At 43.0% G+C, this 18603-nt stretch carries 10 protein-coding genes; 3 read left to right on the top strand and 7 right to left on the bottom strand.

Features of this window, described 5'->3' with window-relative positions:
• Positions 1-59: 59 nt before the first annotated feature.
• The 4 genes from F9817_RS06645 to hutX all read right to left on the bottom strand — a co-directional run bounded on the left by F9817_RS06645 (position 60) and on the right by hutX (position 8287).
• Positions 60-5387: a beta strand repeat-containing protein gene (locus F9817_RS06645; protein WP_161154173.1), complete on the bottom strand. Its 5328-nt coding sequence runs from the start codon at positions 5385-5387 to the stop codon at positions 60-62.
• Positions 5388-5405: 18 nt separating this feature from the next.
• A complete protein-coding gene (locus F9817_RS06640; RefSeq protein ID WP_202436370.1) occupies positions 5406-6992 on the bottom strand; it encodes a hypothetical protein in 1587 nt (528 codons plus the stop codon).
• A 217-nt stretch (positions 6993-7209) separates the two neighbouring features.
• Entirely contained in the window at positions 7210-7767 is a 558-nt protein-coding gene (gene hutZ / locus F9817_RS06635; RefSeq protein WP_161154172.1) for a heme utilization protein HutZ, read from the bottom strand.
• 16 nt (positions 7768-7783) lie between these two features.
• Positions 7784-8287, bottom strand: a complete 504-nt coding sequence (gene hutX, locus F9817_RS06630) for a heme utilization cystosolic carrier protein HutX (protein WP_161154171.1) — start codon at positions 8285-8287, stop codon at positions 7784-7786.
• A gap of 539 nt (positions 8288-8826) precedes the next feature.
• On the opposite strand from hutX, the gene F9817_RS06625 reads away from it, so the two are divergent.
• Positions 8827-10245 (top strand): alanine/glycine:cation symporter family protein, encoded by a 1419-nt coding sequence (locus F9817_RS06625; protein ID WP_161154170.1) that lies wholly within the window; start codon positions 8827-8829, stop codon positions 10243-10245.
• Between the two features lie 82 nt (positions 10246-10327).
• On the opposite strand, the gene F9817_RS06620 is transcribed toward F9817_RS06625, so the two are convergent.
• Both F9817_RS06620 and F9817_RS06615 read right to left on the bottom strand, forming a co-directional pair.
• Positions 10328-11893, bottom strand: coding sequence for a methyl-accepting chemotaxis protein (locus F9817_RS06620; protein WP_161154169.1), 1566 nt, complete (start codon positions 11891-11893; stop codon positions 10328-10330).
• Between the two features lie 149 nt (positions 11894-12042).
• Positions 12043-13917: a hypothetical protein gene (locus F9817_RS06615; protein ID WP_161154168.1), complete on the bottom strand. Its 1875-nt coding sequence runs from the start codon at positions 13915-13917 to the stop codon at positions 12043-12045.
• Positions 13918-14502: 585 nt separating this feature from the next.
• Between F9817_RS06615 and F9817_RS06610 the strand changes: the two genes are divergently transcribed.
• The gene (locus F9817_RS06610) at positions 14503-15540 is read left to right on the top strand and encodes an outer membrane beta-barrel protein (RefSeq protein WP_161154167.1); all 1038 of its coding nucleotides are present in this window, start codon (positions 14503-14505) and stop codon (positions 15538-15540) included.
• Positions 15541-16056: 516 nt separating this feature from the next.
• Complete coding sequence (locus F9817_RS06605) at positions 16057-16644, top strand: protein kinase family protein (RefSeq protein ID WP_161154166.1); 588 nt, start codon at positions 16057-16059, stop codon at positions 16642-16644.
• Between the two features lie 212 nt (positions 16645-16856).
• On the opposite strand, the gene F9817_RS06600 is transcribed toward F9817_RS06605, so the two are convergent.
• Positions 16857-18317, bottom strand: a complete 1461-nt coding sequence (locus tag F9817_RS06600) for a UbiD family decarboxylase (protein ID WP_161154165.1) — start codon at positions 18315-18317, stop codon at positions 16857-16859.
• Positions 18318-18603 lie beyond the last annotated feature (286 nt).

Here is an 18603-nt window from a genome sequence, read left to right as displayed (position 1 = left end):
CAACAAACAAGTTATTGAGGCGCATGGTTCGCCATGCACCTTGTTGATAGAAAATAGTGTTATACGTGAGTTAGCTCCGCTAACCAGAGTTGATTGTTGTGCTGTATTGATTGCTGGCTGGTCTGTTGTGCCTGCTGTTCTAATGACGCTCCCATACCCGTTTGAGCATGTTTTACATCGGATATGTCGACTTTGACCTGATGACGATGACCTTGAGCATCTTGAACAGTGACAGTAATTGCATGACCATCAAGCTGTTGTAACGCTTGTGGCGTCACGGTGATAACGCCTGTTTGAGGATCAATCCACACACCAGCCGGCAGTGGTGCGCCATTATCTTGAGTAACAGCAATGACAGAACGCCCCTCTAGCTGAGAGAAGAGATCGACCTCGATGTTATTTGCATCTTCAATCCGGTCAGACTCAGCTTCTGCGGTGATAAACGAAGAATCATCTTGGGTCACATTGTACAAATCCTGCAACCATTGGGTTGTTTGCCCAACTGAAACAATGGCATCTGACACTTGATTGGCGATACTTGCTAATACCTCACTATTGTTGGAAACCATCGAAGTGAGTTGCTGAGAATGTTCATTGATACGGGGGCGGTTTTGCTCAGCACTATGAGCGTCATTGAGCTCTTCACGCTGCTGCCAAACGACAAGGTCTGCGTCTGAACTAGAGTGTTGACTCGTTTCTGTCGCCACCGTTAAAGTAAACGTAAATGAGGTACTCAACCCGGCACTGTTTACAACGTTGATCGTCACAGCATAGCGCCCACTTTCCGTCGTTTCGCCAGATAAGGTTAAGGTGTTCGCATCGAAAGTAACCCCATCAGGTAAGCCACTAGCACTCCAAGTTAAATCCAGATTTTGTGGATCAGTCACCGCATTAGCAGAAAACTGATAGGAGAATGACTCGCTTGGTTGAGTCGTCACGCTTGGGTCGTCAATCTTAACTTCTGGAGTGGCATCCGCCTCTGATAGTGCAACAGCTAAAGTCAATTCAAAGCTGGTCGATTTACCGCTACTGTTTGTCACCGTAAAGGTCAAGATATAATCACCAACAAGCGTTGGGCTGCCCGTTATCGTTTGCGTATCTGCATCAAAGGACAAACCATCTGGCAGGCCATCTACAGACCAAGTGAACTCCAATTGCGCGGGGTCGGTAACAATATCATCAGGTAATGTGGCACTGTAACTTTCGTGCGTTTGTCCTGCACTTAACGTGTAATCGCCCAGCTCAACCTCTGGAGCTTCTACTTTAGCAACCACATCCACTGTCCAAGTATTGCTTGTCTCACCACCTGATGAATCATTCATGGTGATGGTAAACGCAATACTGTCGCCGATCGCTGCGTTATCGGCAGCGGTATATTGCACACTTTGCAGTAACGTATTAACGTTAGATTCGCTCAATGCCGCGGTGATGGTTAATACAAAACCGCCTTCAGAAGAGTATTCATAGGTTGCGACCTCCTCACCCTGATAGCTGATTGTGCCATCATTAGCCGTGTAACCAGAATCACTATTTAAGCTGATATTGTCACTCGATAAGATCGTATTTGATGCTGTTACACTAAAGACAAAGTTTTGGTAAGAATCCGTCAATGCTTCATCTGCATCCGATACAGAGATGATTGGCATTAAGGTTGTACTGCCGCCGACTTCAACATCTAAGGTGTAATCCGCTACTTGATAATAGGTAAACTCTGCATCACCAACGAGCAAATCACCATTGTCAGTAACCTTTAACGTTGCATCATTAGCGTTGATCGCGGTGCTGTCGATGACCGTCAGAGAACCATCACCATCGATACTAAAACGAATGAGTTGGCTATCACTGGTTGAGACATACAAAATCTTGCCATCAGCATAAAGAGCCGTATCAACAATATCACTTAACTCTAGACTGGAACTCGCTGAAAAACTCTCACTCTCTGTATCAAAGGAGTAAATCGTAATCCCCGAACTGGTGGATGCATAAATAGTGGAGCCATCTGCAGAAGATTCTAAATCGATGATACTACTGTTAATTGAGATCGAATTACCATTACTGTCTGTGTTTCCATCACGGATGTAACTCACCCACTCTAGGCCATCTGTTGTGATCTTATAAGCGATTAAGGTCGAGGAGGAATAGTAATTCGTCGTCACAAACAGATAATCACCCGATGTTGTGATTGCGGTTGGACCATAAATATAAGGTTCACTCCAAGCACTACTGTAATTGCTAACGCTCGTCAGTTCGCCACTCGCACTGTCAATTTGGTACGCATATAAACTGTAACTTGATGTAAAGAAAAGATAGCCACCATCATCGGACAAGGTAAAGTTAGCCATCGCTTGGTAAACAGCATACGTACTTTGTGTTAATGAAACGACTTGTACCTCGGTAAATGTCCCATCTTCACTCACGCTGTATACCGTGATTTCACTGTAGGTAAAACCATCACTATCCACTTCTGATTTGATGACATAAATATCACTGCCATCATCATTAGTCAGCACTGAATCCACTGCGGTGTCGGTGCTAGTCGCGGTATAGGAAAGATAAGTTAAGGCACCCGTTTCAATATCAACGGAATAAATCGCTACATTGCCTGAACTGTCTGCAATATATAACCGTTTGCCATCTTCACTAATGACTGAATCTGTAAGGTCAGTCAATTGATCTAAATCCGATGAAGAGGTAATAGCACTCAGAACGCCTGTCGCATACAGTTCACCGAGCGATGCTTCTGGGACATCATTTTCATTGGTAAAATTGATCGTAACGCTATGTGTTTCCGACTGATGACCAAAGCTGTCTGTGACTGTCAGCGTTACGGTAGAACTGTCCGGCAACGCATCAGAATCGTTAGTGTAGGTGATCAAGCTCAGGATATTATTGACATCATCTGTGGTTGGAACGGTTTGGTACTCTTCTGTAAAAGTAATGGTTAACCCATCGTCCGTCGATTCAACCGTCGCGATAACCACACCATCTTTAAGAATCTGTTGTTCTTGATAGGTGTAAGTCGTGTCACTATCGATCGTCAAGTGACCATCAGTACTTGAATTATCTGTCGTGACCGTAATAATGGCTCCCGAGTAGTTACCTTCTCCCCCATTACGCGCATCCATCTCAGTATCAGAGAGCGTGGTACCCGATAAAATAGTAGTCTCGCCACTATTTTCGGTGTAAGTCACGTTGTTATTATTCACCGTGATATCGGTTGTCTCATTAGCGTTTGTGCTAGCAGAAAGAGACACCAAACTATCGATGCTGCTTGAGCTAGTAGTCCCATCACCTTCAACGACAGATAAACTAAATGATACATCACCGACGCGGTCTTCTGTGGTTGTGCGATAATGGATGTTGTTGATCAGCGATTCCGTCGAACTTGCATCTGCAGAAACAAAAATAACCACGGTATAGACACCATCCGTTTCCATGACTTGGTAATACAAGCCATTCACAGTTTGAGGTGCACCGCTAGTTGTGTTCAAAGTAATGATGTTTCCATCTACATTTAGAGTATCCGTTGAATCAGCACCCTCAACCGTGATACTTAGTTTCCATATCTGCTGTCCCGCTTCAACGGTATCGATGCTCGCATCAGAAAATAGTGTCACATAATCATCCCCAGAAACCATATCGATCGTTTTTCCTGATCCATTAAGCACGGGAGCATCGTTGATATCGGTAAGGTTTAACGTCATATTAAGCGTTGATGTAGCGCCATCACCATCATCAAGCGTGACATCTAATGTGACTGATGAACCTGCGGCATCTGGGTCATCACTGGTATTTTGATACGCAATCTGGCGTAAAACTGACTGAGCTGTTGCCTGAGAAACCGCCGCAGTAAATGTAATAGAAACGCCTGATTCACTGGCAGTCCATGTCGCAACCGCATTACCATCGAGATAAATTTGTCCATTATCCAGAGTAAGACCATTGTCTTCCAAGAAAGTATAACTATCACCGCTGGTATCAGACGTATCATCTCGGTTTATGGTAATAGTCGCGCCGTTATAATCGTCCAGAGCATCTAATTCTGAATCACTTATGACACCAGAAGGAACAATGGCTACGGCCTCATTACCTTCTGTGTAATCAACACTTGCCGTGCTGTAGGAATACACACTAACTGCATCGGCGGTAACGGTAATGATTTCATCACTATCCGCGGCGTAAGCAACCGTTGTTACCCCACTGCTAATTTTGGCTGCCGACGAATCCATTGTGGTGCTAGTCCCTAGCGAGCCATCGCTTTCTACTGCATAACTGACAACCGAAGTACCAAAAGTAAACAGTGTTGACTCATCCGAACTTAAAATTAGCTGGGAAGTATCATCAGCGACTGTTTCGGTATCGACCACTTCGTAATCACCCGTTTCTTGGTTAAGAGACAGGGTAATAACTTCAGTCGCATCGCTACCCACTTGCAGTGCATACACTACACTGCCATCGTCGCTTGCGACCAAGGCATTCACATAATACTTTTCACTACCGGTCACAGCTCCTGAATACGTTAATGAACCATCTTGGTTAACAGCAAAAATGCTAACAACTTGGTTATCGCCCGTGCTACTGCTAACAAATAAGGTACTGCCATCTCCAGAGAACGTTAGCGTGTTGTTCCCGCTGATACCTTCAACGTCGTTTTCTCCTGCCGTTTCCGTATCCACCAAGCTGAGTGATGAACTATCTTCACTACTTTCTAAGACATAAACACTGTCTCCAGCCGTCACATAAAGATACCCATTATTGTCTTGAATATCAGACAGCGCAGCAGTACCAATAATATCGGAAAGATCTGTCGAGCTAGTGTAGGTCAACTCGCCGGTCTCTGAGTCTCGACTAAAAGTCAGTAATGTTTGATTAGTTTCGCTATAAATAGTGACTTGAGATTGATCGCTGGAGAATTCAACTAAACTGACACCACTGATACCATCCGTTAATACGTCTGACAGATCGCTATTATGAAGGTTTTGCACAAGTGACAGTGACCCATCATCAGCAATAGCAAATACCGATACAATTGAATGACTGTAGGACACGGCATAAGCATAATTACCATCAGAAGAGACAACAAGATCATCAATGCTGGAGGTCACATGATCGTAAATATTGTAGTCGTAGATGCTTTGTGAGGAAGTTGATTGAGCAGTAATCGTATCTTGGTCAGTGGTGATTTCTGGTGCACTGTTGTCAACGTCTGACGCACTGGAAGACGTTGCCTCATCAGTTGTCGCGGTAGTTTCTGTATCGGCAGTGGTGGTCGATTCATCTGAAGCCGATGCCACTTCAGAACTTGTCACAGCGACATCGGCGTCAAATACAATCCTAGGCTCTAACGCAAATGCGTGTAGCGATGTGTCAGTCAAAAACCCTTTCATATTATTCCCTAGTCAATATTAGTTAATAAGGTGCACGTAATAGTTACGACGTATATCTTGAGCGATATCTTCTAAAGCACTTTCAATTTGGGACTCACCACCAGAAAAACTGCTCGCGTCAGCAAAATACATATTGTCTGTACCTTCCGTACAAGTGAGCATTCCCGGGCCAGCCACTTTATCGAAAAGAACGCGACCAAATTCAGTAGGGTCCCCCGGACGCACACCGATGAAATAAACATGAATGTTGTTCTGTCGGATACTGCGACATAAATCAATAAAACGTTGGCGAGCGAACCCAGTCACGTCATCGTTCACTTGATCGTCGACAGAAAAGTTGTAGCTGTCCGTATCAAACCAATCCCCTGTGGTATTGGCCAACATAATAATGGCTTTGTAACGTTGGCTATCTTCGCCAAAATCGAGGGGTAATTGAGAATCTCCCCAACCATTACTACCACGCATCTGGGGTGAAAGACTGGCAGCAGCCCAACCAAGCGCAATCGCATAGTTAACGTTAAACCGAGACGTCATTTCATCTAAACGCTCATCGATTTTGTCAATATCATTAGTTAAAGGAAGTAACGGCGCATTAGGACACCCTTTATCAGCAACGATCCAGCGAGTATCTACTGCGGTTGAACCAGGATCGTCAGGGTTAGTCCCTACCCAAGAGATAGGATCGGCTCCTGGGCTACCATTCTCTGGTAAATCATGGCGATAATAGATACCAAACTGACCGACTGGCGATTGATCCCAATAGAAGTTCTCCCCGGCCCCCAAGCCGCGAAACATGCACAATAAGTGCGCTACGCGATCTGGAAAGCGTTCGTCGGCTAAACTATTAACCTTTCCGGTACGAAACAAACTTCGTAATTCACTCGGATTCAATGCGCCTGACGCTGCCCAACGAGTAATACGATCAGTATCACTGTCGTCATAAACATTGACAGACTGGCTGAAAGGAACGAGTGACAACCACCTTTTTTGATCAGAAGAATTGCCACTGCTAGAAGATTGAATAAAATCATCAGCAAAGGATTTTCCTAATCGTTTCAATGCTGCGATATCAGCATCACTTTCAGAATTGGTATTTGGCAACATCATCGAGATTTCAGTGGGTCTTGCCATCACTTCGACAGTCGATGAAATCGTTTTATCGTCTAACTCTTCACCAAGCTGCACCGCCTCAACTTTGACATCGACACTCACTTTATAAGTGATGGCACCATCGCTGGTGGTCCCCGTCTGAATTTGCACGGTAGACAAATCCACTTGTTCTTGGAGCAAACTATCCATGCCCAAGTTATTGCTAATGTAGTCGCGCGCTATGATAAGAAGATCTGCCTTACTATCATTGTTACTGTTGGCCAATTCTTTGTAACCGATCGCCATGGCCGCAGCGTCAGTCGCGCGCTTCACTTGAGAAATGCTATCCACGGTGCGAGTCGTATCAAAACTGTACGCCATCACAGCAATGGCACCAGCAAAGACCAAAACCGGGAAAGGCATCACTGAACCAGACTGAGAAGACATAAAGCGTTTAATTCGTTCTAAAGAACACGCTACCAATTTGTGGATTACTAATCGTTGCCCAAAAGCCATGAAAGGAATCATTCGCTAATACACACGCCATTCAATAATGAAAATTCAATGATGAAGATGATAAGCATTCTCAACAAAAAGCGTAGTGGCGAATCATTAATATTCGTTAATATTTAATGAGTATCAATGCAGAAGCAGAATGAAGCGGGAAAGAAAAATCAAAAGGAGCATGCGCTCCTTTCAATGAATAGATGTTACAAGATAAAACTGATCGCCCTTACGCGTTTTGCAGTGCATCCAATTCCGGAATTGGCGACATCGCTTGGTGCCCTTCATCTAGATGCACAAAATCCACCAAGTCTTCGTTAGAGACTTGGTAAGCTTTACCAAACCCTTTAACGTAGAGACCTTGCTCCGGTGTCAGTTGATAAAGTTTGAAATCGCTCATTTTGCTTAATGTGCTAACAATGTCACCGAAACGTTCTGCAAGTTGAGCGAGTACTCGAGTCCAAAGTTCACTATCGCGTTCAACAAAAGAAGCTTGGGCGTCAAAGCTCAACCGTTTTCTGGCATACAGTTCTTTTGATTCACTTTCGTCTTCAATCATCATCATCGAAACTGCAGGATTACTCTTCACATTGCGAGCATGCTGCGCAATTTCTGAGATAAACACGAAATAACCCAGTTCATTATGCACAAACGGAGCATAACTGACGGTAGGCTTGCCCGATTCATCAACCGTGGCTAATTGTAGTGTTCGGCGAGTTTGGCGAAACTCGGCAATTTCTGGCTCTAAGCGATTTTGTAAACGCTGCTGCTTAACACTTTGGTCCATATCTAGACTCTCCGAATTAGAAATTAGTATTATTTTTAAGTTTTTGAAAAGCTTCTACTTGTGCAGGAATAAGTTGTCTATTCTCATCACGCCCTAAGTAAATTTTAAAAATACTGTCACCTTGCGGATCAAAAAAACCAAAATAATGGCTCTCTTTGCCCATGAATGCTTTACTCACCAACGCGATATGGGCCACGTTATCTAATAATAGATGACCATGTAGCTGTCCCGCTTCGCCCATTAAATTAAAGTAACCCCGAGCAAAACTGCCTTTGGGTAAAGGCGCTTTTATTTCAAATATTGAACCACCAGAATGAACAATGACCGTGACACTGGTTTGCCAATCAGCAATCGTCGTCAATATTTGCTCAGCATGGCAACCGTCTATCAACCTTGCCATCTCGGCAGGAAAAGCGGCGACCACTTCTTTTTCGCTCACCTGCAGCTGTTTTGCGATATCAGAGGGTAACGCTCGAGGATTCTCCTCTAGAGCTTCCGCAACCTTTGACTCAATACTCATTGGTGTTCCTTTTGTCTTTATTTTGTGCCGATAGAGGACTGCACAGACGAATTATCAACTCTGCTATTGGTGGCACTCTCACCACTTAATCTAAACATAGCATATTGAATATGATAACCATTCTCAACAAAATACCGGTGGATATTTATTAATATTCCTTAATACTCTAGTATTTCAACTCACTGTTATTTATATAAAATTGACTTTATCGCCCCTCAATTCACCTAACCACTTTGCTTACTATTTAAACCACAATAACAATAAGTTGTTCTCATTAGTTATTCATCAATTATTCAATTCATTGAATAAATTCCAACTATTTAATCATTTATATTCAAAATTGATTAAAAATAAACGTTTAAAATTACACGATAGTTAAGTATGATTCGCTGCCTGTTTGCGCAGGATTGCAGTTTATCTCTAATGATGGAGATAAAATCAGAAGATGACAGGTAATTCTTTATCCGCTAATTACCATTAAAAATACTATTAACGTCTCTTCTCGCAAACAGGATGTAAAACGACTTCAAGGAGAGCAGATGGAATTTTTACAATCCTTTTTTGGGTTAATTGGTGACCTTACCTGGGGCACGTCACTGATCCCGTTCCTAGTAATTTTTGGCGTGTTCTTCACTATCGTGACGGACTTTGTCCAATTCCGCTTTTTTAAACGCATGTTCAGCGTTTTGAAAAAACCCGCTCAGACAGGCAATAAAGACACCATTTCTGGCCGTGAAGCACTGTTGCTTTCAATTGGCGGTCGTGTTGGTGGTGGTAACATCGCTGGTGTTGCAGTCGCAATCACTCTAGGTGGCCCTGGTGCCGTATTCTGGATGTGGGCGATTGCTTTGGTCGGTATGGCAACCAGTTTGGTTGAATGTACCCTAGCGCAATTATATAAACGCAAAGACGGTAACGAGTTCCGTGGTGGCGCATCGCGTGCCATTGTTCACGGTTTAGGTAAAAACTACCGTTGGTTAGCAACCGCATACTCTGTATGTCTTATCGCATCTTTTGCTCTTGGCTTTAACGCGTTCCAAGGTAATACCGTTGCTGGTGCCGCTCAAGACAGTTTAGGCATTGATCGCATCTATACTGGTATTTTCCTAGCCATCGTTGTCGCCTTTATCATTTATGGTGGCATCAAGCGTATCGCCAAAACGGCTGATGTGATCGTACCGATCATGGCTGTCGCGTATGTTGCTATCGCTATTATCACTATTCTTATGAATATTACGCATATTCCACATGTTCTTACTGAAATTTTTGAAAATGCATTTGGCATTAAAACAGCAGTAAGTGGTGGTATGGGTGCAGCGATTGCACAAGGTCTACGTCGTGGTCTGTTCTCAAATGAGGCAGGTCTTGGCTCAGCACCTAACGTTGCAGCAACAGCCGATGTACCTCACCCAGTGAGCCAAGGTATTGCACAATCACTTTCTGTATTCATTGATACTATGGTGGTATGTTCGTGTACCGCATTCATCATCTTACTTGGTGATGTATATGTACCGGGTGCACAAGGGATTGACGGCGTTGTATTAACTCAGCAATCACTCGTGTCGCACTTAGGTGGTTGGACACAGTATTACCTGACGTTTGCTATCTTGCTGTTTTCTTTCAGCTCAGTAGTTTACAACTATTACTTAGGTGAAAACGCATTAACATCAATGACTCAGAAGAAATTGCCTGTTCACGTGCTTCGTTGGGCAGTGGTTGCACTCGTGTTTATTGGCGCAGTTGCACCTTCAGCGACCGATGTATTCTTCTTCTCAGATCCATTGATGGGTGTATTGGCGATCATTAACTTGCTTGCACTGATCATGTTGTTCCCAACAGCAATGCGTCTGCTACAAGATTATCGTAAACAGTTAAAACAAGGAATTGAAGAGCCTGTCTTTAACCCAGACGACTTTAAAGATCTTGATATTGACCGAGAAGCTTGGGTTAAGCAGTAATATTCTGCGCCCCTTTTAACCTAGCAAGAACAAGTAAAGCCAGTCTGTGAAGACTGGCTTTTTATATATACCCATTCATGCATTACTTCTCTTCAAACCGCTCGGCAAGTTTACGAAACTCATCAACCTTACCCCGCATCACCTGACTGGATTCATGCACCGACGACGTTGCCACCAGATTTTGCTCTGCCGTCGCAGCGATAGAATGGATATGCTGTTTAAGTTCACTGGTCAACGTATGTTGGGATTGAGCAGAATTCGCCATGCTTTCAATCTTGTCATGCAAATTAACGAGGAGCTTTGACACTTGTTTAAGGCGCTGCTCACTTTCTAATGCATCAGCACTGCAAGCTTCCGTTTGATCCCGGCTGGCAACAATATCTTCGCGCCAATCATCAATCGTTTTCAGCATAACGGTAATACTGTGCTCAATTTGTTGAGTTGCCTTTTGAGTGCGACTTGATAAGGCTCGCACTTCATCGGCAACGACAGCGAAACCTCGTCCTTGCTCACCTGCCCTTGCGGCTTCAATGGCGGCATTTAACGCGAGTAAATTGGTCTGCTCGGCAATACCACCAATTTCACTCATTAACGTGCTTACCTCGTGAGCTTGCCCATTGAGCTTTTCTGTTGTTTGTGTCGCTTTACCCGCTTGGGCAGCAAGACTTTCGAGATTGTGATGCGTTTTCTCGATACTCGTTTGCGTATGTTGGCACTCCCGATTAACCTCTTCAATCAGGGTGTAAGCATCATCCGTAGAGTGAGAAACCGTATCCGCGGCCGCTTCAACATCGCTAATTGCAGCTGTGACTCTCTGAATATCATTGGTCTGCTGTTTTAAGGCTGCATTCACTTCCTTCGCGGTATTATTTAAATCTTCTGATAACGAATAGAGTGGCTTGGCTGAATCCACAAAACGCCCAAGCACAGTGCGAATTTTTGCAGACGCCATTTTTAAATGGTAATCCGCGTAAGAAAAAGGATCATCGCCAGAATAAATTAAGCGGCTGATACTATCGTATTGACCACGTAAACGTAGTAGCTGCTTTGGCGTATCCACCAACTCATGGCGAAAAAACAGCGCAATGGATGCAATAGGAAGTAAACTCAAAATCCAGTGAATCGTGTCAGTGCCTAATATTAAATTAGCGACGAGTGGAACAATGAGCGCAGTGAGTAACAGCGCATACCGAACTGCCGCATTCAAACGCATTGAGAAATGGTACTTCCCTTCTTCGATAGCACATAAATCTCGATACGCTTTCGTTGCCTTATTTACCCAACTACGCTGTGCTTTCACTCGCACCGATTGATAACCACAGATTTCACTATGCTCATAAATCGGTGTGACATAGGCATCAACCCAGTAAAAACCACCATTTTTGGTGCGATTTTTTACAATTCCTCGCCACGGATGCCCTTTTTTTAGATGCGCCCACATATCCGCAAACGCTGCTTTAGGCATATCTTTATGACGAACAATATTATGGTTATGATTAAGCAACTCTTCTCTTGTGTAACCAGCTACACGGCAAAAGGTATCATTACAATAGGTAATGACACCTCGTAAATCGGTAGTAGATACCAGTTGTTCGTGATCTTCTATTGGTACTTCTTCATTGGTATAAGTCTGATTTCTGCGTGACATATGCCTAGCTAACCCATAACCCAAACATCATAGTAACTAAAGCATAGTTCATAATCATGACCGCGATTTAGCACACCGCGAGTTGGTTCAAGAAATTGCTAACTCAAACCAACAATCCGCCCGAAGGCGGATTGCGTTAATGTGGGCGTTTATAAGTTTTCTTGGTCAGGATTATCTTGCTGTCTAATGTACCCTGCAGCATTATCTAAACTTTGTTGAGCTCCATCATGAGTCGATCGAGATTGCTGGTTGATATCATGAATTTGTGACGCATTACGTAAATCACGTTCACTGGTTATTGAAGCGATAGATTCGCGATCTTTCAAAAAACTCACCATATCTTGCTTGATACCGTTTAGCTCTGGCTCATTTTTATGCATCTCAAGAATATAGCGCGGATATTCCAGATTTTTCATTCCAGTTGAGGCAAAAGTACTCGAAATAACCTTTGAAACAATCACCCATGGAGTAATGCTAGAACGAACTAATACATTTTCAGAGCGGGTTGAATCATTGATTCCAGCCCCTGTCGAAATTTTAGACTCGGTGAACGTCCCCTCTACTTTGATATAAATGAGGTTACTTTCAAACAACATTTCTGCGTAAAACAGATGCCCTGTTTTTGATAGTATCAACCCAAAAGTTCTCACCAATAGCGCTGCCAATAATACGTCAATAATAATTGCAGCATGATGTTGACCTAGTAAGGTGAAGGTTTGCATTAATGAATGTCCACTCCCCAGAGATTTCGCATCTAAGTAGGCATTCACCACACTATTGGCTAACCATAAGCTAAGTAGAGCACCGATAACAAATAATACACGCCCAACAATGACTGCGTTTAATCGTATTAAATTAAACCCGTGTCCAAGATCCATTTCTTTAATCTGAGGTTGAACTTCTTGTGTCATCTCGCCACGGAATGATCCTTTGCCATCAACTTGCTCATTTAAATTAGGTTCCAACATTTGATATACACGGTTAGGCACTTCTTTATAACGGCGATTGGCCATGACCAAATTATCAAGGTTGATAAATACTTCGTTGGGATGTACCGATTCCTGCCAGTTTTCTCGTAACTCTGACACTTCAACAACGGGCTCGCCATAGCTTAACCGAGCTTTCAACAATACCGCACCTACCCCACTTACTATTGCCCCAGCAATAACGATGCTGATCATAAACCAATAAGGGTGAATACTGGGCCACTCACTGATAAATTGCTGTACTTGATGAAGTGATATATCCAGCATGTCAAATGTCATTTGCAGACCAAAGCCAATCACGGTTGGAATTAAAATTGCCCCAGCAATTGTTTTAGCGATATCTTTGACCGCTAATGTCTCTGCGGTTTTTTCCACATTGCGCTGCACTCCAATGTAGCGACTAGCTTGATACCAAGTTACCAATAAGTGAATCACCACCACTATCGAATAGACAGGGAAAATATAAGCACCGACTTCACCAGCAAACCCAGCCAACGTCACAAAAGCGACCAACGCATAAACAATAAAAATAAGCGCGGTTTTTACCCAAGCGGCAAAAAGGTATTGAGCAAGATTACGCACCATATACGGCATGTAAGTTAACCGGGGGAAAAAGCTATGTAACAGTCGGGCGACGATGCCTTGAGGCTCAGTGAACGTAATGTTTTTCCGCCCCATCAACATTTCGGGTAGTTCTGCATTGCTATACGCAACATACGCTGATTCTTGTTGCGCTGTTTGCGACTGTGAATCACTTAAGTTCCGAGCTAACGATGTTGGGTGATTACGTCCAACAAAGTAGCGTAACATGGCGATAATGCCTTTCGCTAAGGTAATAATACCACTGGTAAGAACGCCTAAACCGAACAACGCTAATATCCAGCCTGCGAAGACTTCTGTTTTAACTGAGGATGCGGCATCAATCAGCATATAGATGCCCACGCAAGCCCCGACTGCACCACCGATTGTATTGATGAGACCTTCTGTTTTAAAAGGATTTTTTATTCCAAGATCTATCGATCCATAATCAAATGCCATTATTAACCCTTATACACCTAACGCGTTGCCTATCGCAGACAACGTATCAATCTGACTGTTGAATTTGTTACCTGTGAATTTTGGGCTGGAACACAACAGATTGATAGAGTTGAACACCATCAATGGTGAGACGTTGAGCCCAAAAATGAGGTTACCAACGTTTCTCTGACCATAAGAATGAAAATGTATTTACACCAATCAGCGTCAGGTTATTCACTATTTCCTCTCTCATCTCGTCGACGTTATCATCACGCGGCCATAACTTAGCGTTCACTCAATAACTTAGCGCATACGGAAATTATTTCGGTTAGCGTATGGTAAGAGCCCTTATTACATCAATACTCATCATAAAATGCAGTGCCACTATTAAGTCACTATTGGTTAAATAGCCCCCTAAAAATCTCTAACAGAACTCTTAGAATCCTAAGCAAATCATTGCATAGAAATGACATTTCTTCATGAACTTCAACCAATACTAAATACGAAACATAAAAAAACACCGTTCTAAATACCGTGTATTCGGTGAGTAATGGACACAGCACAAATCACTCAACATGTGCTTATTAACAAGAGAAAGGTATTCAGATGAAAAAAAATATCACCCTTACGCTTATCGCTGGTCTAGTGGGCAGTGCACTGATGGCTCAAAGCGCATTTGCAGATGTGTACGTCGGTGGCCGTGCGGGATATTCATTCCTTGATGATGCTTGCTATCAACCTAGTGGCTGTGACGATGATGATGGTGCAGCTGGCCTATTTTTAGGCTATCAAGCCAACGATTGGTTCGGGGTAGAACTTGGCGCTGATTGGCTCGGCAACCATGACGTCAATTACATGGATAATGGATCATTAAGCCGTAGCAATCACAATTTATCTGCTATCTCTTTAGCGCCTAAATTTACCTATAACATTAATCCTAAAGTGGATGTTTTTGCCAAAGTAGGTGCGGCATACATGCAATTTGGAGATGATAATGACACCGTACCAACAGCGGCGGTAGGTGCTGAATATCATCTGACTAAGCAATGGGATGCGCGTGTTTCTTACCAACGCTACCAGGACATGTCTGACGACGTATTTCACGATATGGACACGAACTTAGTCAGCGTAGGCCTCAGCTATAAATTTGGTCAATCAGAACCAGCACCCGCCCCTCAACCAGCTCCACAACCTAAACCTGAGCCGATTGCTAAAGCTGAGCCAGCACCTCAGCCTGCGCCAAAACCGCGCTGGGTAATCAAACAACATGGCACCGAAAGCGACCAAAGCCTATTCGCTCTTGAAAGTGCTGAACTGACAGAAAAAGGCAAAGAAGCATTCACACCACTGTTAGAGACGTTACGTCAATATCCAAATGCAGAAGCAACCATAACGGGTTATACCGATTCAACGGGTTCAGAAAAATACAACCAGCAATTGTCTGAAAAACGCGCTCAAGCAGTTGCTAACTTCTTAATTGAAGGAGGCGTTCAGGCAGATAAATTGACAGTCAAAGGTAAAGGCGAAAGTAATCCAATTGCATCCAACGCTACCTTAGCTGGCCGTAAACAAAACCGTCGTGTGGAAGTTGATATTCCTTCATTCGATTACAAAGTGAAACAGACACCAGCAACACAATCATAATCGACTACTGTTGTGTGATATTGTGAAACTAAGGCCCCTTGATTGGGGCTTTTTATTATTACTAGAGCGGTGTACTTTTCTCTAGGTTATATAAAACGCAACCGACTTTTTATCCTGCCAGATCCAAGCACCACACCAATAAATCACAAAACCCCATCTTTCACATTGACATTTACTGACAATTAAATTGGCAACTTATCGTCTCTTTGGGAGCAATATAGCTACTTTTGTACGCCAAATTAAAAACTCCTAGACCTTAATTGTATTTTTAGTAAAAAAAGTTGTAACATATCGTTACATTTTGTGAGAGCACATAATAAAAGATTGCTTGAGCCTCCCAATTATCGCTCAATCAATTCGTCACTTAGCTGTGTAATGTTGTCTATTCTGCTGGTGTCCACTTCTAACGCTCCCAAAATGTCATAATGACATCAGCCCTTTTATCAATTGATTCAATTGGTATTTATCACTGGTTCATTCTCCTAGGCTTTTAGGAGTTTTGTGAAAGGGTCAATCATGACTATAAAAAATATAAAACGCTCCCCTATCAATAAAAGGGTGATTGATGGGGTATATGAAACTAACAAAATGCTTTTAAACGTCGGTAAAACAACAGTAACAAAGCTTTTTAAGCCCCATAAATCGAGCTCAGCTCGTCGTTACAAACTGGAAAAAGAGTCGCTAACACGACTTAAGGGTGTCAATGGCACACCAGAGTTGTATGGCGCTGATGATGCTCAGTTCACCCTAAAAATGTCACGTTTACCTGGAGTGTCTGCAGAAACATTAACCCCTGCAAACATTCAAGCGTTGGCGAAAATTGTAAAAGACACTTTAGCCGCTGGCGTCGCTCGCCATTCAATGCCAATACGCGATATTGTGATTGATAAAGAGGGACAGCTGGGCTTGGTCGATTTTGAACGCGTCACTTTAAGAAAGTGGTCTTGGCGTCCAGATTGGATCGTAGCTTGCTGGGTTTCTTATTACCATTTAGCGCGATTGATTGCAGAATATCAACCGCAGATGTTAACGCGTAAACAGGAAAAACTGGTGAGATTCGGGGCACATTCACGCTCCCTAGTCCGTTTTATACACTCCCTTTAACAGGGTAGCTCGAATGTAAACTAATCAAAAGCGGCGGTAACGCCGCTTTTTTATTCTCATAATGTCCGACAATCAACCCACTTTCTTCAACAAGGACACACATCTGTTTAAACGTGTGTCCCTGATAAATAAAAAGGACAGACACGCTAACCGTGCCTGTCCTTAATGTTAGTAAAACAAATTAATCATAATGTTAGGGATGATTAAAAAACTTACTCCCAGTTATCGATCACTTTTTGTTGCAGCTCTTCTGGGTATGCGCCAGCGAACGAACTGTGATTTAAACGGCCTTCGCCAGCAGCCGGTTGTAGACAGTCATGAACAACGCGAGTTGCGTTGTGGTCATGACACTCTTCAGGATCGTAACAGTTCAGTAATGGTAGAATTTCACCAAAACTTTCCACACGATGACGCGTTGGGTGAACACGAGTGGCTAATGCCCACAACACATCTTTGTAATCTGTTGGGTCAATATCGTTATCTAGAACGTAGATCATTGGACAGTTTGGACCGTATTTAGTATCCCAAATTTTTTCACCAATACGTTTGGTCAATTCTTCACTGCTAACACCTGGCAGTTTTTCGCGCCAATCTTCATCAACCGTTACCAATAACCAGTGCACAGCAGTTTCTAATGGAGACCATGCCATTGTGACAGGTAAACCTGATTGATTTAAGCTGTCTAGGATTTCAGCGCTCATAGCCACACCTACCGCAGTATGAAACTCGTCTACTGGACGGCCTTCTGGAATGAATGGCCAAATGGCATCATCGCGGTAAGTAATACACTCTACAGTGTAAATAGGTTGCATGCTGGTGCCTTTAACTGCATAGCCAGCATATTCACCAAATGGCCCCTCTTCGGCTCTCTCTTCAATAGAAATGTGGCCTTCAATCACCAACTCAGAGCTGGCTGACACTTCTAGATCAATGGTTTCACAACGAACCGTTTCAATGGCTTCACCAAAGTGGCCGCCAAGGTAATCGGCTTCATCAACCCAATCACCAAGTGGCATAGAAGAGACAATTGGTAAAGCAGGCTCACACCCTTGAACCAAAGCGTAAGGCATTGGCTTACCAATTTTGCGCCATTCGTTCCACACCATCGCAATATGCTGTGGCATCAGAATCAGTCCGGTCATGTGTTTGCCGTCCAATTTTTGGATACGAGCAATCGACCAGTTGGTCCATTTACCATCTGGGGTACGCGCAACAATTGTGCCCCAAGTATTGGAATATTCGCCACCATCTTCTTGATGTAGAAATGGAATTGGGAATTTATCCAAATTGGCATCATCCCCATGGAGAATATTTTCTTTGCATGGTGCTGTATCTAAAATTATCGGTTTCACTGGTTCATTATGTTTAGACTGGGCAAGACTCTTAACGATGTCACTCCAACTCGCGGTGTGATCTAAACCAACAGACAGAGCAACACGAGCGGCAGGATACTCTGGTAAAGAACTCAGTGATGCAGGAGCCCCCATAGCTCTTAAGCCAGGCAACTTACCCTTAATATTATTGAAAATTGGGGCTGGCGAACAAAGATCATAACTACGACGTGTAATAGCCGCCATTTCCAGATACGCATCTACTTCCCGCGAAATTTCGACAATATCGCCAAGTTCGTTTAATTGGGAAATATAATCGCGCAGGTTTTTAATTCTTTTCATAATACCCCTTATACTTACATCGTTTATTACTTTAAAGTATGGGCATCGGTAATATGTTATCTTGCCGGTGCTCTATTACATATATTTAGTTTAATTACTTATCATATCGGCACTAAAGATATCATAAAAAAGTTAGATATATCCAGCAATTAGAGAAAAACACCACGTAAATTATAGATGTGAATAATTTAGAATATTAATTATAAATATCTATTACATTACCTCGATAAAATAACAAATTTTTATCTCGAAAAATATAACATTTCACCTTTAATCAAATTTAAAT

Origin of the sequence: Vibrio eleionomae (assembly GCF_009874545.1) — a bacterium.
In the GTDB taxonomy this organism is placed as follows: domain Bacteria; phylum Pseudomonadota; class Gammaproteobacteria; order Enterobacterales; family Vibrionaceae; genus Vibrio; species Vibrio nitrifigilis.
This window is presented reverse-complemented; position numbering and strand designations above follow the sequence as displayed.